Origin of the sequence: Mycobacterium hackensackense (assembly GCF_025822555.1) — a bacterium.
GTDB lineage: Bacteria > Actinomycetota > Actinomycetes > Mycobacteriales > Mycobacteriaceae > Mycobacterium > Mycobacterium fluoranthenivorans.
The window spans coordinates 2,074,262-2,097,403 of record NZ_JACKUC010000030.1 but is presented as its reverse complement, the minus strand read 5'-3'; the positions used below and the strand labels follow the sequence as shown (position 1 = coordinate 2,097,403).

Sequence of the window (23,142 nt, the reverse complement as noted above, 5' to 3'; positions counted from 1 at the left end):
CGCGACGAGATAAGTCATGGACGCAGCCGCAACGACCCGACTAGTCCGCCAGGGAGTGAGAGACCTGAGCGGCTTCGGTGAGCGCGGTGGCCACGGCAGCCCGGCGCATCTCGATGGCTTCCCCCAAGATGCGGGCCAGCCGTGGGTCGGCGCGCACCACGACATTCATCGCATCGCGGGGAACCTCGACAATGGTGGTGTCGCTGGTCGCCACCACCCCACTGACCACCCGTTGACGAGTCAGCGCGGTCGTGCCGATGTAGTCACCGGGCTCCAGTTGTCCGAGGGTCAATTCCACGCCGTCGTCGGTGCAGACGACCATCGCCGCGGCGCCCTCGGTGATGAATCCGACGGCATCTGGCACTGTGTCCACGCGTTGGATGGTCTCCCCCTCGGCGTACACCAGCCGTCGGCCGGCCCCGATCATCGTCGTGATCGCGTAGTCCACGAGGCCCAGTGACTGACCAACGGTCCGGAGCTTTTCGGCGACATAGTCGGTTTGCGGTGTGCAGTCGGCACCGTCGAGATGCAGGCGTGCCCGTTGCGCGGCATACCACGCACGATGCAGCAAGAGGTTGCGCACCGTGGACGCATCGGCGGGTGAGAAAACCGGAACCGACACCTTGTATTTGGCGTCGCCCAGTGTGGTCACCCGCGCGGGCATATGGGGCACCTTCGATGGCAGTGCCTCGGCGATCCCCAGCAGGTTTCGGGAGACGACTCCCGGCGGATCGTCGGGGCTGAAGCTCAATGTCACGGTGGCGCAGAAGGCCGCTCCGGTGACCCTGCTGAGGTTGGTGAACGAGCCGGTCGCCAGCGTGGCATTCGGAATGATCTGGATGCCGTTGCCGGTGTCGATATGCACCGAGCGCCAATTCACCTCGACCACACGCCCTTTGGCGTCATCGGTGTCGAGCCAGTCACCGATGCGGAAAGGCTGCTCGAAGAGCATCAGCAGGCCGGCGATGACGGGCCCGACGGCAGTCTGCACCGCCAGGCCGATCACGATGGAGGTCACCCCGACTGCGGTGACCAATCCCCCGATGTCGGCACCCCACACCCAGGACAACAGCACGCCGATGCCGACGATGATGAGGACCAAACGACCCAGGTCGATGAAAATGGTCGGCAGGCGTTCGCGCCAACTCCCCGTACGCGCTTGCCCGAAGAGCACGGCGTTGGCGCCGGAGAGCAGGAACAACATGACCAAGAAGCCGAAGACCGTGGCCGCGATCCGCGACCAGGTGGCCTCGATGTCACTGCGCTGGACCTGGTCGACCAGGACGAATAAGGCACAGGCAGGAAGTACGTAGTTACGCAGCAGCAGAACAGGTTTCGCGTAACTGCTGTTGCGTCGGGTCAGGTAGTTGTACAACTCGGTCAGCACAAGCAGCATGATCGGCAGGCCGATCACGATGGCCAGTGCCGGCCAGAACCACGACTGGCCGGTGATGTTGCTCATGACACCCGCCGCGACGTCAGATCGAGCGACCAGATCGCCTCACCACTTCGACCGCCGGGCACGGTACCGGCAGGAGTGAACGTGTAGATGCCTTTCAGCGCATCATGAACCCTGGCGCTGACGAACACCCCCGGTTCACTGGTGGCCGCGTGCACGCTGTGGGCCAGGTCGACCGCTTCACCCCACAGGTCGTACACCTTCGCGCGCTGGCCGATCAGGCCACTGGAGACCGCGCCGCTGTCGATTGCGGCGCGGATCGACAGCGTGGCCTCGTGCGCCGCGTTGGACCTCTCGATGATCTCCGTCAGCTCACTGGCGAAGGCCACCGTCCGGCTGGCGTGGTCGACTCGGGGCACCACCAGCCCGCAGCTGGCCAGAAATCCGTTGTGCAGGTGCCTGACTCGCTCGATACCGTGCCGTTCGGCAGCCTCGTCGATGCCTTCGATGATGGAGTTGAGTAGTCCCACCGAATTGTCGGACGATGTCGAACGCGAGAATGCGTCGAACCCGACCAGCTCGGCGTAGATCACGGAAACATCCCGATAGTCGTTGCTGATGTTCTCCTCGCCATCGCGGTACCGTCGCGCCAGCGTCTCGGGCATCAGGCTGGACAGCAGTTCGTCGTATTCTCGGCGCTGCTGATCGATCAGTTCCTGTTTGACCTGGAGCGTATTGCTCATCTCATTGAAAGCTGCTCCGAGATCACCGATTTCATCCTTCGTGGTGACCGGCACCGCGACATCTCGTTCACCTCCGCTCACCCGACGTACTGCGGCGGCGAGCCTGGTCAGTGGCCGGGTGAGGATCCGACTGAACACCAGGCCGATCAGGCATACCGCCAACACGATCGCCGCGATGGACAGCGCGATGTTGCGAGCGAACTGGTTGACCGGTGCGAGCGCCTCGGAGACGTCGACCTTCGCGACCAACACCCAGTCCAAGCCTCGAATATCCAACGGCATGTACGCGACCAAAGCCTCCGGACCGACGTAGTCCGGCGCGGTCGTCACACCGGATTCACCTGCGAGGGCGCGGTTGACGGCCAGGGTGTCCACCCGTTGCAGCAGCACGCTGCCCTTGACTTCAACCTCCCTGGCCGCAATGTCCTCGGGGGTGCCGCTGGCGATGACTTCCTTGGCGTATTCGGCCGGATTGGTCAGCAGTTCCCGCGACACCGAGCGCATGAGCCTGTCGGACCCCGCCAGGTAGGTCTCCCCTGACTTACCGAGTCCATCTGTCTCCCAATCATTGTCACCGGTCATCACATCGTTGATCCGGTCGAGCGACAACTGCAGAGCGAGCACCCCGGTGATCGCGCTGCCGGTACCGATGGGGGTCAGGACCCAAGGAGTGGGTTTGCCGTATGACGGGGCATAGCGCTCGAAATCGGAGACGAACGTCTCGTCGACCGAGGACGCCTGCACAGTTTGGCGATACGCATCCGCCACCTCGGTGGTCTTGTACGGTCCGGTGAGCAGGTTCGTCCCGAGGTCGACACCCTTGTATGCGCTGTAGACGACGTCACCCGAGGTATTGAGGATCAACGCGTCCTCGAAACCGAACCGCGTGGTGAGGTCGGCGAAAAAGGGCTGATAGCGCGCATTCGCCGCCGACCACGCGCTGGCATCACCGGCCGTGTTCACCTTGAGCGCGACATCGAAATCACCATGGGCGGGCACCGTGTAGGCGTTCTGCAGATAGACCGCCGCGTTCGAGGTCGGCTCGAACAACGTCCCGTCCACGGCTTTGCCGGTTGCCTTCGCCAACCCCGGGCCGAAAACCGACGCGTAGTAGTTCGCCACCGCTGCGCGCGCACCCGCGGGTGGGGGTGTTGCTTGAAGTTCTGCGAACGCCGCATTGAAATCCCGTGACGCACCCACTGCGGTCGCGCCATGCGTGACGATCGACGCGCCATCGGTGATGGATCGATAGTAAGCGGTGATTTCGCGCGCCCGCGACTCACGCAATTGAGTCAGCCGCTGAAATTCCGTGGCCCGAAGAGAATTGGTGCCCGAGATATACCCGATGGCGCCCGCGATCAACACCGATATCACGCTCACCGTAAGCAGCATCACCAGCAGTTTGGACTGGAACCCCAGGGCTCTCCCGCGCGAAACTCGGCCCACTATCGATATTCGCGACAAAGCGGTCCACCCATCGACGCACTACCGGACGAGCAATTTCTCGAATGCTAACGGACCGAGGTCGACTTGTTCTCGATATACGAAAGAGACGTTATGCGGACACCACAGCGCATCGGACCGATCCACTCGAAGTGCACGTCGAAGACCGGAGCTATCTGCACCGCCCCGCGGATGCGTCGCGGCTCACTGCGCGCGCAGCCGCAGCGTCAGGTAGGCCTCCCGGCCACGGCTGAACATGACGCTGTCCCCTCCACTGTCGGGGTGATGCCTGGCAGCATAGAGTCGCCAGGCCCGACGCAGCTGTGCAATCGAAAACGGTTCCTGCACACCGAGAATGACAAGCGGATCGGTGGGCGCCGCAGGCAGCGCACGCCTGCCCACCGACATGCCGGACTGTCCCGAGGCTGCCTTCTTACCCGGCACCTTCTTCGCGGGCGCAGCCTTCTTACCCGGCACCTTCTTCGCGGGCGCGGCCTTCTTGGCCACCTTCTTCGCGGCCGCTTTTTTCGCCGGCGCTTTTGCCGCAGCCTTCTTGGCTGCGGCTTTCTTGGGTGCGGCCTTCTTGGGTGCGGCCTTCTTCACCGGCCGACGGTGGGCATCCCCGCCCCCCGATAGCTCCTTCAAGATCGATGTCCTCTCGCCGTAGTGACCAGGTCCCCGAATTGCGGACTCATGCCATCACCGGTTCGTCGAGCGAATCCCCGGGCGGATCCAGACTGCGTCCCGGTGGCCGGTCGGCTCGATGCGCGGTCTCCGGCACCCCGATCACCAGCAATACCAATGCAAGAACCGCGATCCCCGTCAGCACACCCATGGCAGTGGTGTAGCCGCCGAGAACGATGATCGCTCCGGCAAGCGTCGTGGACACTGCGGCGCCGATTCCCTGAACCATGGTCGCCGCTCCCAACGCGACGTTGAAGCGCCCGCTGCCACGGGTCAGATCAGCCACCATGACCGGGAACAAGGCGCCCTGCAGACCCGCCCCCACTCCGTCGAGGGCCTGGATGGCGATGATGGACGTCGTGTCACCAGCCAGGACGAACAACAATCCCCGCAGCGGCAACACCACGAATGCCGCGACGAACAACGGTTTGCGGCCCCAGCGATCTGCGTTGCGGCCCACCAGAATCGCCATCGGGATCATCACCAGCTGCGCGACAACGATCAACGCCGCCTGAAACAGCGCCCCTTCGTGGGCATTGGCCAGCGCGAGCTTCTGTCCGGTGATGGGCAGCATCGCTCCGTTGGCAAGCTGCCACAACATCGTCACCAACGCCAACATCAGCAGGGACCGGTTCCGCAACAGCACCGCCAAGCCCGACGGTTGATCGTCACCACGCAGTTCCGGGGCCAGCCCGCGCGCAAGTTTGTCGTCGATCAGCGTGGCCTTGATCATCAGCGTGGCGATGACCACGAAGATCCCGCACACGCCGGCGATCCAGAAGCCGGCACGCAAGCTGATCAGATAGCCGGCCAAGCCGTAGACCGTGGAGCCGACCACGTTTCCGGCGTGGTTGAACGCCTGCATCCGTCCGGTGCGACTCGCAAAAGCCTGCGGACCGACCAGGCCGAGTGCGATCGCCCCGATCACCGGGGCGAGCACCACAGCCGCGATTCCGGTCATCAACTGCGCGGCGGTCACCACGGCGAGACTCGGGGTCAACGTGACCACGAAGGTACCCAGAGCAGTCAGCGCGGCCGCCCCCATCAGAAGACCGCGTTTGTGGGTGGTCCTGTCGATCAGGGCTCCGGCCGGCGCGTTCAACAACAATCCGACCGCACCGCCCAGCGTCAGCACCAGCCCGATACTCGCCGGGTTCCACCCCTCCTTGTTGATCAGATAGATGCCCAGAAACGGTCCCAGGCCTGCCTGGACATCGGCGAGGAAGAAGTTGACCCAATCCAGCGCGCGCAAAGACCGTCTCAACTCGCCGGACGACGCCGCGGGCACACTGGCTGAACTCACCGCACCTTTGTCCCCAGAAAAGTGCCATCACAAACAGCTCATCTGCGAAAGACAGGAAGCCGGCAGGTGACACACAGAGTGCTCCGGGACCCGCACCGTCCCGGGCTTCAGCAGTGCAGGTCCGCCGGTGGCTGTGTGAGATCGATGAAGAAAGCCTCCAGCGGCTTGTCGATGCAGCGGTTTCCGCTGAATGCGACGGTGTGCTGATCGCCGTTGAAGGTGATCAGCGGGGCCCCGAGTTGGGCGGCCACGTCGACACCGACCTGGTACGGCGTCGCGGGATCGCCGGTGGTGGACACGACGACGACCTTGCCAGGCCCGGGGCTGGTCACCGGGTGTGGCACCGCGGTCGGCTGCACCGGCCAGAACACGCACAGGGGGCGGGGAGCGAAGCCGGTGAACTCGCCATAGCTCTTGTAGGGCGCGGCGCGGCGGACGTCGCGATCGTTCTCCGCCCAGACAGCTGGATCGCTCGGATAAAGGTCGTCGGCGCAGTGCACCGCATCGAACGCGTCCTCCAGGTTGGCGTAATGGCCCTCCTCGTCCCGTTCGGAGTACTCGTCGGCGAGCTCGAGGAGATCGTCGGCATCGCGGCCACGTGCCAGGGCGGTAAGCCCATCGGTGAGCCGCGGCCAGTCCTCGGAGTCGTAGAGCGCTGCGTCGACACCGGTCATGGCGTCTTGATAGCTCAGCCCGCGCGGGTCGGCGGTACGGGCAGGCTCGTCGGCCAGTGGGTCGACGAGTTCCCGGAAGCGGACGACGGACTGTGTCGGATCGACCCCGAGAGGACAGTCCGGTTGGGAGGCGCAGTCGCTGGCGTAGGCGTCGAAGGCCTGCTGAAATCCCGCCGCAGACACGATCTCTTTGGCCAATGGATCAGTGAACTGATCCACCACACCGTCGAGCATCATGGCCCGCACCCGATCCGGGAACTGTTCGGCGTAGGCGGTTCCCAAGCGAGTGCCGTAGGAGTAGCCGAAGAAGTTGAGCTTCTCCTCACCCAGAGCTGCCCGCACGGCGTCCATATCGCGCGCGGTGTTCTCGGTGCTCATGCCCGCCAAAAACGGCGCACCCACCCGGTCCAGACATTTCTGCGCGTGTTGGCGCTCGGTGTCTTCGATGTGCGCGACGCCGGGCGGGCTGAAGTCGACTTGAGGGTCGGTGCGGTCTTCGTCGAGCTGCGCGTCCGTCTCGCACCGCACTTCGGGGGTGGAGAATCCGACACCACGCGGGTCGAAGGCCACCAGGTCGAATTGGCGCCCGATCTCGGTTTTCGCGAGTTTCGGCACGAATCGGGACATGACGTCGATGGCCGACACGCCCGGCCCGCCCGGGTTTGAGATGATCGTGCCGAGGCGCTTGCCACTGGCCGGGACCCGCATCACCGCCAACCGCACCTGTGCTGCTTGCGGATTCGCGGCATCAGTCCAATCGACAGGCACCGACAACGTGGCGCATTGGGCGGTGGGCACGCGACTGGTGTCAACCCAGTCGTCACAACTGCTCCACGCCAACGCGTGACCGGGCTCCGCGACCTCGCCGGGGGATGCCACGGCGGGTGGGACGGTATCGGTCAGCGCCAACGTCACCGCGCAGACGATCCCGGACACCACGACCATCCCACGGTTCCCCCACCTCGACATGGCGCCATACTCGCACGAAGTGGCCCCTCACAACCGATTACCAATCAGCGTCGAGTGGGTTCCGTCATCAATCCGGCAGCCCCGAAGTCTCGGCGCACGGAGCGGCGCAGGCCGCATACATCGGCGCCGCGACCGAACGTGCGTCGGCGACGGCCGCGAACACGTAGCGGTCGGGTCGCACGACGACGAACCGCGCGCCGTTGGTCGTCATGGTGTTCCAGAGCTGACCGGTAGGGTCGCCGATTTCCTCACCCTCGACGACCGAGGTACCGGGTCTGATCGTGAGGAATCGTGCGCCGAAACGTTCCCAATCTGCGACGGTGGCTTTCGGCATAGCCGTCCGCGGGTCTTCGTCCAGTCCCAGGATCACCCACCCGGGCCCCAGCGCTTCGTCGATGTCGGACATCCGAATTCCGGGCAACGCCACGCGCGCCGGTGCGATCAGGTATCCGACCAATGCGTTCTGTTTGCCTGTGGGCAGGCATCCCGGGCCCAGGGGTGTCGGCTTGGCGATGTGGCGAACGACTGCCGTCATGACGCCCGGGATCTTCGACGCGGCACGAAACACGTTGTCGCGCAGCTTCGCCACGGTTCTGTTGGAGGTCATGACGAGACGGCCGAAGGTCACCGCGCGGTTGGTCATGGCGTCGTGATGGGGTTCTCGTTCGCTCTGATAAGTGTCCAATAATCGGTCGCCGGCCCGACCGCGGATCACCGCTTCGAGTTTCCAAACGACGTTGGCAGTGTCGCGGAAGGCTCCCGAGATTCCCTGTCCGGCAAAGGGAGGCATGACGTGGGCGGCGTCGCCGAGCAGGAGTACCCGCCCCCGGCGCCATTGCTTGGCCTTGCGGACGTGGAACGTATAGGACCAGGTACGAGCAATATCGATATCGTCAGGAGTCACGCCCTCCGCGGCGAGCATTCTCCATACGTTGTCCTCCGCCAGCATCGTTTCGGCGTCCTCGCCTGGATTGACTCGCCACTCCCAGCGGTAGTAACCACCTGGGCACGGACACCGCACACCCGGCCGGTCGGGGGAACACACGAAGTCGAAGTGTGGATCGCGGTGCAGAGGACGCTTGACGAGAGCCTGAACGTCCATCCACTGCTCGGAGTACGACGTCCCGGCAAAAGGAATGTCGAGTTGCTTTCGCATAGAGCTGCTTCCGCCGTCGCACGCCAAGACATACCGCGCGCGCACCACTCGTCGGTCACCGTCGACATCGCTCAACCGAAGGGTCACCTCGTCGGCATCCTGGCCGACGAACTCTGCCGTCCAGCCGGCGTTCACCTCGACCGAGGCGAACCGTTTCAGGCCGTCGCGCAGTGCATGCTCCAGTGCCGGTTGGTGAAAAAAGTTGGCCAGCGAGTGGCCGGTGTACGCGGTCGGTTCGGCAGGCGTGGCCAGGAACGGTTTGCCGTCAAGCCCGATGAATCTGGCGGTGACGCCGAGGTGCATGTGCGCGGTCACCTCGTCGTAGAGCCCGAGCCCACGAATGACGCGCAGGGCCTCATCATCGAGCGCGATGGCACGCTGCCGCTCAAAGATTGCCAAGTCACGCTCGACGACCAGGGTGCGCAGCCCGAACGCTCCCGCGGCATTCGCTGCGGCCGCCCCGGACGGACCGAGGCCGACAATCACCAGGTCGTACCCGGCGTCGTCCCCGGACATTTCATCCGTCATGACAGAACCCTTCATCCCATGCGACCGCGCGTGACCCGGACCACGATGCACCTTAAGTGATGAAATCGTCACATACGACTATAGCGTCAGTCAATGAGCTCAGGCGCCCAGGGCGGGCAGGCCACCGGTCACCTGTCCACGTCCCGAGTAACCGCACGATGGCTTGACTGACTATCGACTCGCATGTGACGATTTCGTCATTCATACCGAAGGAGCAAGCGCGATCACGGCGCACGCGGGTGCCCACAGTGACATACACCCCGCTCCGAGACGGCAACGCATGGAGGTCAGAGCCGCGTGAACCAAACGCATACCGAGGACGTGTTGTGGCCGCGCTACGCCGAGCCCGCCGATATCGCCGACATCGAGGCGGTTCCGCTTGCTGAACGCGGACTGCCAGTCTCCACCTATGCCCTGCTACGCCGGGCCGCCACGTTGTGGCCGGACCGGACCGCTCTACGGGTACTTCCCGACGGCGACCGGTGGCAAGAGCCGACGGTCGTCAGCTTCGGACAGCTGCTGACCGACGTGCACCGGACGGCAAACCTACTGCACCACTTGGGAGTTGATCGTCACAGCACGGTCGCTCTGATCGCTCCCAACTGCGCGGAACTGGTCACTGCCACCTTGGCTGCCCAGCTCGCCGGCGTCGCGGCGCCCATCAACGCCGCCCTGTCGCTCGATCACATCACCGAACTCCTACGCCGCTCCGGCGCACGCGTCCTCATCACGGCCGGCCCCGAACTCGACCCCGCGACCTGGGCCACCGCTCGACAACTGGCCACCGCGCGGGTCGTGGACACCGTGCTCCTGCTCGCGCCGACCGGGGAAACGGTGAGCAGCCCCGAGCCCCTCGGGGTGGACGGGCTCACCATCGGACCGCTGCACGCGCTCGCCATGGACTTCGACGGCACCGAGTTCACCGGAATCCCGCCCTCCGGCACCGACCTGGCCGCGGTCTTTCACACCGGTGGCACCACCGGTGCACCGAAACTGGCCGCCCACACCCACACCAATGAGGTCGCCGACGCCTGGATGATCGCCGCCAACACCGCGCTCGACGAGGATTCGGTGGTCTTCGCCGCGCTGCCTCTTTTTCACGTCAACGCGCTCGTGGTCACCCTGTTGGCACCGTTGTTTCGCGGCCAGTCCGCGGTGTGGGCCGGCCCGCTGGGCTACCGCGATCCGATGCTCTATGGCAACTTCTGGAAAATCGTTGAGCGATACCAGATCAGCGCGATGAGTGCGGTGCCCACGGTCTACGCGGTGCTTGCGCAGTGCCCCGTCGATGCGGACATCTCAAGCTTGCAGTACCCGTTGGTGGGTGCCTCGGCGCTGCCCCCGTCGGTGCGCACCAAATTCGCCGAGCACACCGGACTGCAGCTGCTCGAAGGGTACGGACTGACCGAGGCCACCTGCGCCAGCGTCCGCAGCTTCACCGAACTGCCCCGCGACGGCGCCGTCGGCCAGCGGCTGCCCTACCAACACCTCAAAGCCGTCGACATCGACGACGACGGCACCCGACACGACCTGCCCGCAGGCCAGGTCGGACACCTCGTCATCTCCGGGCCCTGCGTGTTCCTCGGCTACGTGGTGGGACGCGACGGCGACGAATTCCGGCTCGACGGCCTCGGCGCCCTCGTCGACGGCTGGCTGGACACCGGGGACCTGGCGATGGTCGACGCGGAGGGTTTCGTCCATCTCCGCGGCCGTGCAAAGGATCTCATCATCCGCGGCGGCCACAATATCGACCCTGTCACGATCGAAGACGCTTTGTTGACCCATCCCGACGTCACCGGAGCCGCCGCCGTGGGACGTCCCGACATCCACGCCGGCGAAGTGCCTGTCGCATACGTCACGCTGACATCTCCGGATGCGGTATCCGCCGAGGACCTGTGCAGCTGGGCCACGGCCAGGGTGCCCGAGCGCGCCGCCGCACCCAAACTCGTGACCGTCGTTCCGGACCTGCCGCTCACCGCGATCGGCAAACCGTACAAACTTCCGCTCCGCGCCGATGCCGCCCGCAGAGCCGCGCTCGACGCACTGGCCGAACTACCCGGCATCGCCGACGTTACCGCCGCGATGGATGGCAGCGCCCCAGTGGTGACCGTCACCGTCGACTCGTCAGCGGACCGCGACGCTGTCGCCACGGTTCTCGACCAGTTCACGACGGCGTGGCGGATAGAAGCACGTCATGGATGACACCGCCACACCTGCTGCTCCGCCATGCACCCGGCACTGATCCACCCTGTCACCAGCACCGCGCCAAGGAGTGCCAGCCAATGCCCAAGCCGCGCAACGTTCCCACCTATCGCCACGATATCTATTCGACGGCGGCCATCGTGGACCCCTATCCGCATTACGCGCGTCTGCGGGACCTCGGCCCCGTCGTCTGGCTGTCCAAACAACGGGTGTACGCGCTGCCTCGCTACGCCGAGTGCAAGGCAGCACTGCGTGACGACGAGACGTTCGTTTCCGGTCGCGGCGTGGCCCTCAACGCTTTCACCAACCGGATGTCCCGCGGCACGACGCTCAACAGTGACAGTGAGGACCACGACAGACGACGCAAGCTCGTCGCCCACCGGCTGACCCCCAAAGCACTGCGAACAATGTCCGACGCGGTCACCGACCGGGCCGAGCAGGTGGTGGACGCCGCCGTCACCAGGCGCACTGTCGACGGAGTCCGTGATCTGGCCAGCGCCCTACCTCTGTCGATCGTGCCCGACTTCGTCGGATGGCCTCGCGACGGTCGCGACCAGCTCATCGATTGGGCGGGAGCGACATTCGACTTCCTGGGCCCGCTCAACAAGCGCAGCATCGCCGCCCTGCCCGCCAGTTTCAGGATGCTCCGGTTCACCCGACAGGTGGTGCGGGAGCGCTCAGTCCTGGAGGGGAGCATGGGCCACGACGTCATGACCGCCGTCGACGCAGGCACCCTCGACACGTCCGAAGTCCCCCCTCTGATGATCGACTATCTGGCTCCCTCGCTGGACACCACTATCGGCGCAATCGCCAGCGCGCTGTACCTGTTCGCCACCCACCCCGATCAGTGGAAGGCGATCCGCGCCGATCCCACCCTGATCCCGAACGCAGTGAACGAAGTGGTGCGCATCGAATCCCCGCTACGCGCCTTCTCCCGCAGCGTCGCCCGCGATGTCGACATCGCCGGCACCGTCATTCCCGAGGGGGCCCGCGTATTGATCATCTACGCCTCGGCCAACCGCGACGCCCGCCAGTGGGATGACCCGGACACCTTCGACGTCCACCGCGATGCCACCGCCCAGATCGGCTTCGGTCACGGAACGCATGGTTGTGCCGGCCAAGGCCTGGCCAGGATGGAAACACAGGCGATCCTCACCGCCCTGGCTGACCGGGTGGAGACGATTCGCTGCGCGGGTGAACCAAAATGGGCTCTCAACAACATCATTCACCGCTTCGAACGTCTTCCGATCGAACTGATTCCCGCTGGAGAGGAATGATCATGAAGGTCGACATCGAGTACGCGCGCTGCGAGGGCCACGGCCTGTGCACGATGCAGGCTCCCGATGCCTTTCACCTCGACGACGACGGCGAGCTGAACTACCGGTTCCGGGGACAGGACATCCCCACCGATATGGAAGGCGACGTTCGCTCGGCCATCGACGCGTGCCCCGTGGCCGCGCTGAGCGAAGGAGCCTGATGCCTCAGACAGTGCGCGGTGTGATTTCCCGGGTCCAGGAAGCAGCCCGGCGAAGTATCGGCCCGGTACTGCGACACCTCCTCGTCTGACGAAAGTGTCATAACTGACTGTCATCGCATAGACTTGCCGCGACGTGGAGGTGGGAGTAGTGAGCGACGGGCAGATCCCGGTACCGAATCGGCTGGAGCGACAAAAGCAGCGCACCCGGGCAGCCCTGCTTCGAGCGGCGCAGGAGTTCATCGCCGCGGGCAAGCTCAATGCCCCGATCTTGGAGATCACCCAGGCCGCCGATATCGGAATGGGGTCGTTCTACAACCACTTCGGGTCCAAGGAGGAGCTGTTCGCGGCCGCGGTCGCCGATGTGCTCGACGCTCAAGGCGAGCTGCTGGATCGACTCACCGAGTCGTTGAGCGATCCGGCGGAGCGATTTGCCTGTCGGTATCGCCTGTGTGGACGACTCTTCCGGCTCCAGCCCCAAGAGAGTCGCATCATGCTGTCCATCGGAGTCTCCCTCCTGTCCTCGGACCGTGGGCTGGCACCCCGTGCCAAACGCGATATCGTCGCCGCGTCCGAGGCGGGCCGCTTCCAGGTGGATGATCCCGACATCGCCCTCGCCATTGCCGGCGGCGCGCTGTTGGGACTTGGACAACTCCTCCTCGATCAACCCGACCGCGACGACGCCCAAACCGCCGATGACGTCACGCGTGACATCCTGCGCATGTTCGGTGTCACCGCCAAGCGTGCCGAACGCCTCACGACACAGGCACTTCCCGACCTCACACCCGGCAACGACGCGGGGTCGGCCGCGTAGCGTCTGGCTCGGCTTCACTATCCCGACAGGGTGCCCACTTCGTCGAGTACATCTACCGGCGTGATGACGGGCGGCGCGCTGAAGAGTTCACCGTGCGCTTCGATCGCCTTGCGGACCTGGCAATGCAGCTGTACCTGCCGGTTGGACTTGGTGTCATACGCATCGAGGATTCCGAATGTCGTTCCTCCGGAATGGAATCCGACCCACAGTTCCGAGCCGGACTCGGCGCCGATGCGCCTGTGGGCCTCCCGAAGCACGGCGGCGACGTCGGCTTCTCGCCCGGGCCGGGCTTCCAGCGTCACGAGAAATGCCTGCACCGTCACCTCCCGATTCCTTAGATTCCCTGGGCCATCGGCATACTGTGTCCGACCCGGTTGAACCGCTTACCACGGGCGATTCTCCGCATGTCGGCGTCCTGCCCGATGAGCTCGCTCAGCGCCCGATGAAGAGCGGCACCGGTGCGCTCGCAGAACTGCCGCGGCTCCTCGGCGGCGTCGGGCAACTCGGGGATGACGAGATCGACGATCCCGGCGCGGCAGAGGTCCAGAGATCGGATGCCTTGTCGCACAGCCATCTCCGGGGCGTGCTCGACGTCGCGGTGCACGATCGCGCTGGCGCCCTCGGGCGGCAGGGGCGATAGCCACCCGTGCTGAGCGGCCAGGACCCGGTCTGCCGGAACAAGGGCGAGCGCACCGCCGCCGGTGCCCTGTCCCAACAGCAGGGATACCGTCGGGGTGTCGAGGTCGACCATATCCGCGATACAGCGCGCGATCTCCCCGGCCAATCCCCCTTCCTCGGCGTCCTTCGACAGCGCGGCGCCGGCCGTGTCGATGACGGTGACCAGCGGCAGACGAAGATCCTTGGCCAGGCGCATACCGCGCCGGGCTTCGCGCAGCGCACCGGGCCCCAGCGGGGTGAGCGGGGTCTGGCCGCTGCGGTCCTGCCCGAGCAGTACGCACGGCATATCGCCGAAGCGGACCAGTGCAAGAATGAGGCCGGGTTCCGACTCGCCCTGCCCAGTGCCGTTGAGCGGCAGGATGTCTGCGGCGGCGTGGAACAACAGCTCGCGGACACCGGGGCGATCCCGCCGGCGTGACGCCAGCACCGAGGTCCACGCGGGCACATCGCCGACCACCCAATCCGGCGGGTCGACCACGTGGGTGCAACTGCGGGGGGTGTCGGTCATGATGCGCAGGGCCCGGTCCACGATTTCACCGAGTTGTTCGGGTGGCCGGATGGCGTCGATCAGACCATGCGCTTGCAGGTTCTCCGACGTCTGCACATCCGCCGGAAACCGGTTCCCGTAGAGCGCCTCGTAAACGCGCGGGCCCAGGAAGCCGACGAGGGCCCCCGGTTCGGCGACGGTCAGATGCCCCAACGAACCCCAGGAAGCGAATACCCCGCCGGTCGTCGGGTGCCGCAGGTACACCAGGTAGGGCAGGTGGGCGGCTTTGTGTGCGGTGATCGCCGCCGTGATCTTGACCATCTGCAGGAAGGCCACGGTTCCCTCCTGCATCCGGGTACCCCCGGAGGTCGGCAAGGCCAGCAGCGGCAGCCCCTCCGCGGTGGCGCGGTGCACGGCCGTGACCAACCGCTCCCCCGCCGCGACGCCGATAGAGCCAGCGAGAAATGCGAAGTCACTCACCAGGACTGCCACCCGGCGACCACGAATGGTGATGGCGCCCGTCGTGACCGATTCGTCGAGGCCCGTCTTTTCCCTGGCCGCCGCGAGTTCCTCGGCATACCCGGCGTCGACGGCGAACTCGGCCAACGGCGAGTCCCAACACTCGAAACTGTCGGCATCGGCGATGACGTCGAGCACCTCCCGCGCGGACAGCCGGCGCATCAGACCGCTTCCTTCAGCCAAGCGCGCACCAGGTCTTCGTCGGCGCCTAGGACCGGTGGCGCGAGGTGCTGGGTCTCGGTGACCTCGGTGCCGTCGGGTTCGAAGAAACGCAACGGCGGCCCGGGCAGGGTGACCGTCCCCAGCGTGGCGTGCTCGACGTCGACCAGCAGTCCCTGTGACCGCGTCTGCTCCCACTCGTAGACCTCTTTGACGTTGCGCACTTTGCCTGCGGGAACGCCGATTTCGTCGAGCAGCGCGAGAAGCCGGGCGGTGTCGTAGGTGGAGAACAGGTTCGAGACCAGGGCGATGACGGCTTCCTGGTTGGCGACCCGTTGCGGGTTGGTGGCCATGCCCTCGGTGTCGGGATCGACGCCGAAGCCCGCACAGAATCGGTGCCACAGCCCTTCGCTGCCCACCGAGATCTGGACAGCGCCGTCAGCGGTGGGGAAGAGCCCGTACGGGCAGATGGATGGGTGGTGGTTGCCCTGGGCTTCGCCGATCTCACCGGCGACGGTCCATTTCGTGCCTTGGAACGCGTGCACGCCGACGACGCTGGCCAGCAAGGAGGTTCTCACCACCGTGCCCTTTCCGGTGCGGTCGCGATCGCGCAGGGCGGCCAGCACGCCGAAGGCGCCGTACATGCCGGCGAGCAGATCGGCGATCGGCACGCCGACGCGCTGCACATCCTGCGGGCTTGATCCGGTGAACGACATCAGTCCTGCCTCGCCCTGCGCGATCTGGTCGTATCCCGAGCGGCCCCCCTCCGGACCGTCGTGGCCGAAGCCGCTGATCGACAGGACCACCAATCGCGGATTCAGCTCCGCCAACCGCTGCGGCGGGAAGCCCAGGCGGTCCAGCACCCCGGTGCGGAAATTCTCCAGCAGCACATCGGACTTCTTGACCATCTCTTCCAGCGCCTGGCGGCCGTCGTCGGTCTTGAGGTCCAGGGTGATCGAGCGCTTGTTGCGGTTCGCGGACAGGAAATAGGTGGATTCCCGGTCGGCGCCGCTGGGCTCGACGAACGGCGGGCCCCACCCACGTGTGTCATCACCGCCCTTCGGCGACTCGACTTTGATGACGTCGGCACCGAGGTCGCCGAGCATCATCGCCGCGTGTGGTCCCGCGAGGGCGCGGGTCAGATCGACCACCACGGTCCCGTTCAGGGGACCGGTTCGGCCTGTCGAGTTCAGTGTGACCGTCATCGGCGCTACTCCTTTTGGATTGGTGACCTAGTGGCCTATCCAATTTATTGCACCATCCGGATCGCGCGGTGTCAACGTGAGTTTGCGCAGTTCAGAAGGGGTCAGAGCGCAGCAGGAGCGGCGACACGCACCCATGCGTGTCGCCGCTCCTGTGAGAACAATTCGGTCAGAACCAACCAGGAAGAACGAGGACGGCCCAGGCGATGAGCGGCCCCACCGCGACGACGATCGCGCTGTACTTGAGGATCTGCTTGTAGAAGACGTCCCGGTCGATGCCTTGCGCATTGGCCAGCACGAGCGCTCCGTTCGTCGAGAACGGGCTGACATCGACGATCGTCGACGCGATCGACAGCGCGACGATCACCCCTACCGCGCCCACCTGACCGGCCATGAGGAAGGGCACCGCCAGCGGAATGGTGGCCCCGAGGATCGCGGTCGAGGACGCGAAGGCCGACACGATGGCACCGATGTAGCAGAGCAGCAGGGCCACCAACAGCGGGGCGCCCAGCGTGGCCACGCCGTGGCCCACCCATTCCACGGTGCCCGCTTCTTGAAGGACGCCGACGAAGGTGAGGACGCCGCCGATCAAGAGCACCGTCGACCAGCTGATCTGATTGATCGCCCCCTTCTGCGCCTTGGGCGAGACCAGCGCGAGGATCACGGCGACCGTCATCGACACGAAGCCGACGTCCAAATCGAGGATCAGGGAGAACACCGCCAGCGAGGCGAGGCCGACGAGCGTGAGGACCTGCTCGATGGTGATCGCCTTGACCGCGGTCGCCAGCGGCGGGGCGTTCTCGACCGTCACCGCCTGCGAGCGGGCCTTGGTCGTCGTGGTGCCGAAGCCGCGCATCACGGTGGCAGGAGATCGTCCGCCACCAACGGCTCCCGTGTCACCTTCGGGACGCAGCTCGTCATCGTCGTGCACGCTGCGCCCGATCAGCTCGCGCCCGCCGAGGAAGACGAAGAGCGCCACACCGATCGCGGCGTTGAAGAACAGACTCCCCAGAAACAGCGTGAGCGGACTGTTCACCAAGCCCGCCTTGGACGCGATGTTGTTGACCGTGACGCCGTAGATGCTGATCGGCGAGAATCCGCCGGCTTGCGCGCCATGCACGACCATCATGCCCATGAGCAGGGGTTTGATCCGGTACCGCGACGCGAAGCCGAGCGCGATCGGGGCGACGATCGCCACCGCCGCGGGGCCGAGCGCCCCGATCGACGTCAACAGACCAGTGACACCGAACATGACCCACGGAATCAGTGCGACGCGGCCGCGGACGAGCCGGACCGCCCCACGAACCAGCAGATCGACGGTGCCATTGTTCTGTGCGATGGCGAACAGGTAGGTGATACCGACCAGGGTCAGGAAGAGGCTGCTGGGAAAGCCCCCGATGATCTGGTCGGCGTCCATTCCCACCCAGATGGTCCCGACGATGAACGCCGCGACGAAGCCGAGCGCACCCATATTGACCGGGAGCACCGTGGCAGCGACGAACATGACGACCAACGCCAGGATGGGGATCACTTCTATGGGCATCGGGAACTCCAGTCTCCGGTGTGGCTAATTGGCCTAGCCACTGAGTCACTAGGCAGTGAATCAGTGAAGCAGATCACTGTCAAGCCGTCATGTGTCGAAGGTCATGTTCCCATGATGGTTATCCTTGGCTTGAAGGAACGGAGAGTGAGTGACTCAGTGGCTGAGCAAATTCGCCCGGTAGCCCGACCGCGGCTCTATGAAGTCATCGTCGAACAGCTGTGCAAGCACATGGCCGACCGCGACATGCAGACCGGTGACCGCCTGCCGCCAGAACGCGAATTGGCCGCTCAACTCGGCGTGAGCCGGGCCTCCCTGAGTCAGGCTTTGGTGGCGCTGGAGGTCCAGGGCATCCTGACGGTCCGTCACGGCGATGGCGCAGTCCTCATCCGTCGCCCCGTCGGGGATGCCGCGATCCGCGCACTACGCGAGCACGCCGACCGTCTCCCCGAGGTCATCGAGGCGCGCGAGGCCCTGGAGGTGAAGCTCGCCGAGCTCGCCGCAGAGCGTCGCAGCGAGGCGGAGATGGCCGCCATCGATGACGCCCTGGCGATCATGGAGATGGAGATCACCAGCGGCGAACGCGGAGTCGCGGGCGACGAGCACTTCCACGCCGCCATCACCGCTGCCGCGCACTCCCCGCTGCTCGCCCGCCTGATGGGCGAGATCGCCGAGTTGGTTCGCGAGACGCGCATCGAGTCCCTGTCCCAATCCGACCGGCCGCGCGCCTCCCTGGAGGGCCATCGCAAAATCGCCGATGCGGTGCGCCGCCAAGATCCAGTCGCAGCCAGTCAGGCTATGGCAGAACACATTCGGATGGTGTCCGACGTTGCGCTGTTGCGCGCCGGGGATTGACCGACGCCGTCCCACCAGGGCGCGCACTCAACGTGCAGTGAGAGCCTCGATGGCGGCATCGATATTCACGCTGGCATCCAGCGCATGCGCACCCCGGAGCGCAGAGATCACGATCGTCACGAAGCACTCGACCATGACATCCACGTCGAATCGATCCTCGTTGTCCAGCCAATACACGCTGGCCTCGTCGATGGCCGCGACCACGGCACGTCCCATCATCGTCCAAGCCGGATTGGCAGGGTCGATGCCCAGGACGCCGGCGGCAGCGCCGAGAGCCCTCGATCGGGCAGACTGAAACACCTCCCACGCCTCGGGATCCGCACCCCCACTTCTGAGTACGCAGCGCAACGCCAGACCGCGGTGACCCGCCAGGTAACGCAGATGCGCCGCGAACGCCTGTCGCAACAACTCTGCCGGAGCGAGCGTGGGGTCGACGACAAATGCCGCATCCATTTGCGCGGCAACCTCGCGCATCGCTGCGAGATAGATTCCTCGCTTGTTTCCGAAGTGGTGAAACAGCAACCCGTGTGCGACTCCGGCGCCCTTGGCGATATCGGTCACCGCCACGTCGTCATAGTGACGGTCGGAGAACAGCTCGATGGCGGTATGAACGAGCCGCTGTCGCGTCTCGGCGGCTTGCGCGGCACGCGTCGTGGTGCCAGTTCGCTGGGTCGGCATCGCGCCCTTCCGGGAAGATCTCGCTGCAGTCTGTCCGCGGGGACTTTAGTGCCCCACCCTATCCGGTCTGCAGTCGATGATCGGAAGTCACCAACCCGCGATGCCCTCGCGTGCCTGGCCGCGTCCGCTGTCTCCCCTGCCCCTCCCACCGGGCAGCTATGAGAGATTTCACCGGTCGGCGCCGGGCTCATTCGTGTCGTGCACCGGCTTCTCGGCCGTTCCGGCGGTCTTGTCTACGGCGGTGATGTGTGAACCACCGCGGTGGTGCTCCTGGACTTCGGACGAAATCGTCGATGCCGATCGCGACGACGCCGCGGTGGGTGTGCTGTCAGTTCCCGTCACCCCGCGGGCCGCATCCAATCGGCCCCGACCGGTGACGCTGGGCATGCGCCAGCCGGTGATCTGACCGAAAGCCTTCGTCCACAGGCGTTTCGGTGATCGGCGCGCGCTGCCGCCACTTTCTTCGGCCACCGCGGCGGATCCGTGGACGCCCGCCCGTGCAGCGACATCGGTCGCACCGGTCCCGTTGTCGGAATCAACGCCGGCCGGCGAAATCCGTTGGGCAACGGATACTGCGGGTGTCGGGGCTGTCGTGTCGGCGGCCGACACCGCAGCGCTTGCCACCTGTTGCGACGATGCAGATGCGGGGGCAGGTTCCTCGGCGGTACTGGTGTCTGCAAGCACGTGGGGACGACGGATATAGGCGCTGTCGATGTACGGGCGTAGCCACTTGTCGGCGGCGGTGGTGTCGATGCCGGCGATGCGCAACGGCGCGGTGATCGGCAAGTCTGCGGTGGGGACGACGTAGTGCGTGGTGGTGCCACCGGCCGCGTTGACGGTCACGGTCTTCAGCGTGCCCGGTGTGCTCGGGTCGGCGGCGGCACCGTAGTCCGGGTGCACGAATGCCACACCCATCACCGCATTCGTGACCGCCAACGGATTGAACCTGTCCGGCCAGTCGGCGATACCGTCATACTCACGGACGATTTCCGTGGTGTCGTACGGTGTGGGCAGTAGTCCCGGCGGCACCGACAACCACAGCAGCGGATTCTTGGCCACGATGCCGCCGGTGGTGTTCATCGGATCACCGAACGTCACGAAGGTCAGTTCCGTCGGGGGCCGCTCCGCGGCGACCCGCAGGGCAAATGACTGCTTGACGTAGTCCAGCACGATGGCGCCCTGACTGACACCGGCAAGAGTGATCTTGGTGCCGGCGGGGACTGCATCCAGGTGTGCGTTCACGCCGGTGGCACCGATCGCCGAGTCGAGCGCAAACAATAGGCCTGCGGGATAACCGATTCCGGTGATGGGGCCGGCTTCGGCGAGGTATCCGTCCGCAAGTCCCAACGCCTGTTGGGCAACGGGGACGGTATTACACAGGCAGGTGCCCTGCAGATAGAACGCGGCGATGTCGGGGCTGCCGGCGACCGCGGCCCGGGCCACCGGCGCGGCACCCTGAGCGAAAGAGAGCATGGCGGCGAAACCCGCAGCGACGATGCGCGACTTGGAGTCCACGAAGAAGCCTTCCGTTGTCACAGTGGCGGTAAGCGCCCGCTCCGGTGGTCCCCACCGGTGCCACGGCAGGATTCGCACACTCACGAAACCCAGAGGTCGCGGGCGGGAGGCGGATCAATCGCGCTGTCAACACAGGCCCGTACCGGCGCACCGAAGCATCGACATGCGACCCGTCCTTTTTGGCACGCCAGTACCGATATTGACGCAGCAAAAATAACACGGTGTGCATACCCCCGCTTACCGAAAACTTCTGCAGCAGATCGGCTTCGACGAGATCTCCGTCACTCGCCTCGCTTCCCCGTGGACTGTCCGCAGGCCTGCGCCATGGAGTCGACACCTAAGTTGACTTACAGTCATTGACTGTAAGTCAACGTCGGGATAGGGTCGCGAATGTGAGCACCGTCAGCAAGAGCGACATCCAGAGCGCCGAAGACGTCAAGGCAGGTATCCGTGATATCGCGGACCTGATCAAGGCGAACGCCGGCACCTCGGAAGCCCAACGGCGTGTCTCGCAGGAGACGATCGACGCACTCAAGAGCGCAGGCGCATTCCGGATTGCCACGCCGCGCCGTTACGGCGGACTCGAAACGAGCCTGCGCGACATGATGGACGTCTCGGCTCTCATCGCCGAGTCCGACGGGGGCGCATCCTGGGTCGTCACATTGTCCAACATCAACGCCTGGGTAGGTGGCCTCAATGGAGGTCAGGCAGCAGACGAGGTGTGGGCACAGGGCCCGGACTCGATCATCGGTGGGGTTGTCGCGCCCTCGGGTACGGCTCGTGCGGTCCCAGGTGGCTATCAGGTCAGCGGTAGTTGGGCGTACTCGTCGGCAAGTCTGCATGCGGACTGGGCCGGCGGCGGTGTGTATGTCCTCGACGAAGCCGGAGAGGTCGTCGACCAGGGCATGGTGTCCCTACCGCGCGGCGACTTCCGAATCGAGGACACCTGGTACGTCGCAGGGATGCGGTCTTCGGGAAGCAACACCGTCATCGCCGAGGATGTCTTCGTGCCCGAGCACCGGTTCGGATCCCTGCTCCCCGTCATGATGGGGTCCTACCTCGCCGATCATCCCGACTCCGCGTTCTATCGATCGGCAATCGGACCGATGCTGGTGATGGTGCTCGTCGGACCACAACTCGGCTTGGCGCGTGCGGCATTGAATCTCGTCACCACCAAGGCCCCGGGAAAGGCATTGGCATACACGACGTTCGAACGACAGGCCGATTCAGTGGCATTTCAACTCCTCATCGCCGAAGCCGCCACGAAGATCGACACCGCGCACCTGCATGCCCACCGCGCCGCAGGTGACGTACAGCGCCACGCGGAAGAAGGGGTCTTCCCCGACACCGCTATCCGCGCCAGAATCCGTGCAGACGCTGCGGTCGCGCTGCGCAACGTCAATGAGGCACTCAACATCTTGCTCGATGCCAATGGATCCGGGAGTTTCGCAGAAGTCAATGTGCTTCAACGAATTTGGCGCGACTCCAACGTTGCTGCTCGACACGCGGTCATTCTGCCGCACGTCTCGATGGAGACGTACGGGAAAGCACTGCTCGGCGTAGAGGATCACATCACCCAGATCCTCTGACGCGAGAAGCGTCAGCAGATCGAGTGTCGGCACATCGACGAAACCCGTTGTCCATACGTGTGTGGAGATTGATCAAACATGGCCAGTATCGAGACATCGAGAATCATCGACGCATCGCAGAAGAACGTGTGGGATGTCGTGGCAGACCCCCGCAAGTTCGAGCAGTGGAACACGTTGCACACCCGGTGGGAGGGTGAACCTCCGCGCGAATTGGCGCTGGGGTCGCAGGTCACCGAGGTGGTATCGATCATGAAGATACCCAACACCGTCACCTTCACCGCTGTGGCGTTCGAACCTCCGAATCAGGTCAGCCTGGCAGGCAAGGGAACTGGCGGGATGAACGTGGCGCTCACCTTCTCCGTGGCGCCAGACGGCGACAGCAAGTCCGTCGCCACCATCACGGTCGACGTGGCCGGCGCATTGCTGTTCGGCCCCATGGGCAAACGTGTAGAGAAGACCCTGGTGGCCGAACTCGTTGCGTCCCTGGACAATATCGCGGCAATGCTCTGAACGACGAGCTTCGGGTACTCC

Annotated in this window: 19 protein-coding genes; 7 read left to right on the top strand and 12 right to left on the bottom strand. The window is 65.2% G+C overall.

Annotated features, from left to right (window positions below):
• Positions 1-40: 40 nt before the first annotated feature.
• From H7J86_RS19620 to H7J86_RS19595, 6 genes are all read right to left on the bottom strand, one after another.
• Positions 41-1,462 carry a mechanosensitive ion channel domain-containing protein gene (locus tag H7J86_RS19620; protein WP_267292744.1) on the bottom strand — a complete coding sequence of 474 codons (1,422 nt, stop codon included), beginning with the start codon at positions 1,460-1,462 and terminating at the stop codon, positions 41-43.
• Positions 1,459-3,522, bottom strand: a complete 2,064-nt coding sequence (locus H7J86_RS33405) for an adenylate/guanylate cyclase domain-containing protein (protein WP_267292742.1) — start codon at positions 3,520-3,522, stop codon at positions 1,459-1,461. The genes H7J86_RS19620 and H7J86_RS33405 overlap by 4 nt, the downstream gene beginning before the upstream one ends.
• A gap of 267 nt (positions 3,523-3,789) precedes the next feature.
• Positions 3,790-4,188 (bottom strand): hypothetical protein, encoded by a 399-nt coding sequence (locus tag H7J86_RS19610; protein ID WP_267292740.1) that lies wholly within the window; start codon positions 4,186-4,188, stop codon positions 3,790-3,792.
• An 88-nt stretch (positions 4,189-4,276) separates the two neighbouring features.
• Positions 4,277-5,572, bottom strand: coding sequence for an MFS transporter (locus H7J86_RS19605; protein WP_267292738.1), 1,296 nt, complete (start codon positions 5,570-5,572; stop codon positions 4,277-4,279).
• Positions 5,573-5,679: 107 nt separating this feature from the next.
• Positions 5,680-7,215 carry an alpha/beta hydrolase gene (locus H7J86_RS19600; protein ID WP_267292736.1) on the bottom strand — a complete coding sequence of 512 codons (1,536 nt, stop codon included), beginning with the start codon at positions 7,213-7,215 and terminating at the stop codon, positions 5,680-5,682.
• Between the two features lie 67 nt (positions 7,216-7,282).
• Positions 7,283-8,899, bottom strand: coding sequence for a bifunctional 3-(3-hydroxy-phenyl)propionate/3-hydroxycinnamic acid hydroxylase (locus H7J86_RS19595; protein WP_267292734.1), 1,617 nt, complete (start codon positions 8,897-8,899; stop codon positions 7,283-7,285).
• 297 nt (positions 8,900-9,196) lie between these two features.
• On the opposite strand from H7J86_RS19595, the gene H7J86_RS19590 reads away from it, so the two are divergent.
• From H7J86_RS19590 to H7J86_RS19575, 4 genes are all read left to right on the top strand, one after another.
• Positions 9,197-11,101: an acyl-CoA synthetase gene (locus H7J86_RS19590; RefSeq protein WP_267292732.1), complete on the top strand. Its 1,905-nt coding sequence runs from the start codon at positions 9,197-9,199 to the stop codon at positions 11,099-11,101.
• An 80-nt stretch (positions 11,102-11,181) separates the two neighbouring features.
• Positions 11,182-12,378, top strand: coding sequence for a cytochrome P450 (locus H7J86_RS19585; protein ID WP_267292730.1), 1,197 nt, complete (start codon positions 11,182-11,184; stop codon positions 12,376-12,378).
• A gap of 2 nt (positions 12,379-12,380) precedes the next feature.
• Positions 12,381-12,578, top strand: coding sequence for a ferredoxin (locus H7J86_RS19580; protein ID WP_090355073.1), 198 nt, complete (start codon positions 12,381-12,383; stop codon positions 12,576-12,578).
• Positions 12,579-12,726: 148 nt separating this feature from the next.
• Positions 12,727-13,389 carry a TetR/AcrR family transcriptional regulator gene (locus tag H7J86_RS19575; RefSeq protein ID WP_090354791.1) on the top strand — a complete coding sequence of 221 codons (663 nt, stop codon included), beginning with the start codon at positions 12,727-12,729 and terminating at the stop codon, positions 13,387-13,389.
• 17 nt (positions 13,390-13,406) lie between these two features.
• Here H7J86_RS19575 and H7J86_RS19570 read toward each other — a convergent pair whose 3' ends face one another.
• The 4 genes from H7J86_RS19570 to H7J86_RS19555 form a co-directional block, all read right to left on the bottom strand.
• Positions 13,407-13,712: an NIPSNAP family protein gene (locus H7J86_RS19570; RefSeq protein WP_267292728.1), complete on the bottom strand. Its 306-nt coding sequence runs from the start codon at positions 13,710-13,712 to the stop codon at positions 13,407-13,409.
• Between the two features lie 11 nt (positions 13,713-13,723).
• Entirely contained in the window at positions 13,724-15,235 is a 1,512-nt protein-coding gene (locus tag H7J86_RS19565) for a carboxyl transferase domain-containing protein (RefSeq protein ID WP_267293036.1), read from the bottom strand.
• Positions 15,235-16,437: a CaiB/BaiF CoA transferase family protein gene (locus tag H7J86_RS19560; RefSeq protein ID WP_187096897.1), complete on the bottom strand. Its 1,203-nt coding sequence runs from the start codon at positions 16,435-16,437 to the stop codon at positions 15,235-15,237. The genes H7J86_RS19565 and H7J86_RS19560 overlap by 1 nt, the downstream gene beginning before the upstream one ends.
• A 166-nt stretch (positions 16,438-16,603) precedes the next feature.
• On the bottom strand, positions 16,604-17,977 hold the full coding sequence (locus H7J86_RS19555; protein ID WP_090354785.1) for an SLC13 family permease: 1,374 nt from the start codon (positions 17,975-17,977) through the stop codon (positions 16,604-16,606).
• A gap of 156 nt (positions 17,978-18,133) precedes the next feature.
• Between H7J86_RS19555 and H7J86_RS19550 the strand changes: the two genes are divergently transcribed.
• Positions 18,134-18,829, top strand: coding sequence for a FadR/GntR family transcriptional regulator (locus H7J86_RS19550; protein ID WP_090355071.1), 696 nt, complete (start codon positions 18,134-18,136; stop codon positions 18,827-18,829).
• A 27-nt stretch (positions 18,830-18,856) separates the two neighbouring features.
• Here H7J86_RS19550 and H7J86_RS19545 read toward each other — a convergent pair whose 3' ends face one another.
• Positions 18,857-19,507: a TetR/AcrR family transcriptional regulator gene (locus H7J86_RS19545; protein WP_090354783.1), complete on the bottom strand. Its 651-nt coding sequence runs from the start codon at positions 19,505-19,507 to the stop codon at positions 18,857-18,859.
• Positions 19,508-19,675: 168 nt separating this feature from the next.
• Positions 19,676-21,022: a PE-PPE domain-containing protein gene (locus tag H7J86_RS19540; protein WP_267292726.1), complete on the bottom strand. Its 1,347-nt coding sequence runs from the start codon at positions 21,020-21,022 to the stop codon at positions 19,676-19,678.
• Between the two features lie 392 nt (positions 21,023-21,414).
• Between H7J86_RS19540 and H7J86_RS33400 the strand changes: the two genes are divergently transcribed.
• Positions 21,415-22,611, top strand: a complete 1,197-nt coding sequence (locus H7J86_RS33400) for an acyl-CoA dehydrogenase family protein (protein ID WP_187096899.1) — start codon at positions 21,415-21,417, stop codon at positions 22,609-22,611.
• Positions 22,612-22,689: 78 nt separating this feature from the next.
• The gene (locus H7J86_RS19530) at positions 22,690-23,121 is read left to right on the top strand and encodes a type II toxin-antitoxin system Rv0910 family toxin (protein WP_267292724.1); all 432 of its coding nucleotides are present in this window, start codon (positions 22,690-22,692) and stop codon (positions 23,119-23,121) included.
• The last annotated feature ends 21 nt before the right edge of the window (positions 23,122-23,142 follow it).

Excerpts from the sequence above, each read along its gene's own strand:
- H7J86_RS19620 (WP_267292744.1), bottom strand. The coding sequence starts at position 1,462 with ATGAGCAACATCACCGGCCAGTCGTGGTTCTGGCCGGCACTGGCCATC.
- H7J86_RS19600 (WP_267292736.1), bottom strand. The coding sequence starts at position 7,215 with ATGTCGAGGTGGGGGAACCGTGGGATGGTCGTGGTGTCCGGGATCGTC.
- H7J86_RS19595 (WP_267292734.1), bottom strand. The coding sequence starts at position 8,899 with ATGACGGATGAAATGTCCGGGGACGACGCCGGGTACGACCTGGTGATT.
- H7J86_RS19585 (WP_267292730.1), top strand. The coding sequence starts at position 11,182 with ATGCCCAAGCCGCGCAACGTTCCCACCTATCGCCACGATATCTATTCG.
- H7J86_RS19580 (WP_090355073.1), top strand. The coding sequence starts at position 12,381 with ATGAAGGTCGACATCGAGTACGCGCGCTGCGAGGGCCACGGCCTGTGC.
- H7J86_RS19565 (WP_267293036.1), bottom strand. The coding sequence starts at position 15,235 with ATGCGCCGGCTGTCCGCGCGGGAGGTGCTCGACGTCATCGCCGATGCC.
- H7J86_RS19560 (WP_187096897.1), bottom strand. The coding sequence starts at position 16,437 with ATGACGGTCACACTGAACTCGACAGGCCGAACCGGTCCCCTGAACGGG.
- H7J86_RS19555 (WP_090354785.1), bottom strand. The coding sequence starts at position 17,977 with ATGCCCATAGAAGTGATCCCCATCCTGGCGTTGGTCGTCATGTTCGTC.
- H7J86_RS19545 (WP_090354783.1), bottom strand. The coding sequence starts at position 19,507 with ATGCCGACCCAGCGAACTGGCACCACGACGCGTGCCGCGCAAGCCGCC.
- H7J86_RS19530 (WP_267292724.1), top strand. The coding sequence starts at position 22,690 with ATGGCCAGTATCGAGACATCGAGAATCATCGACGCATCGCAGAAGAAC.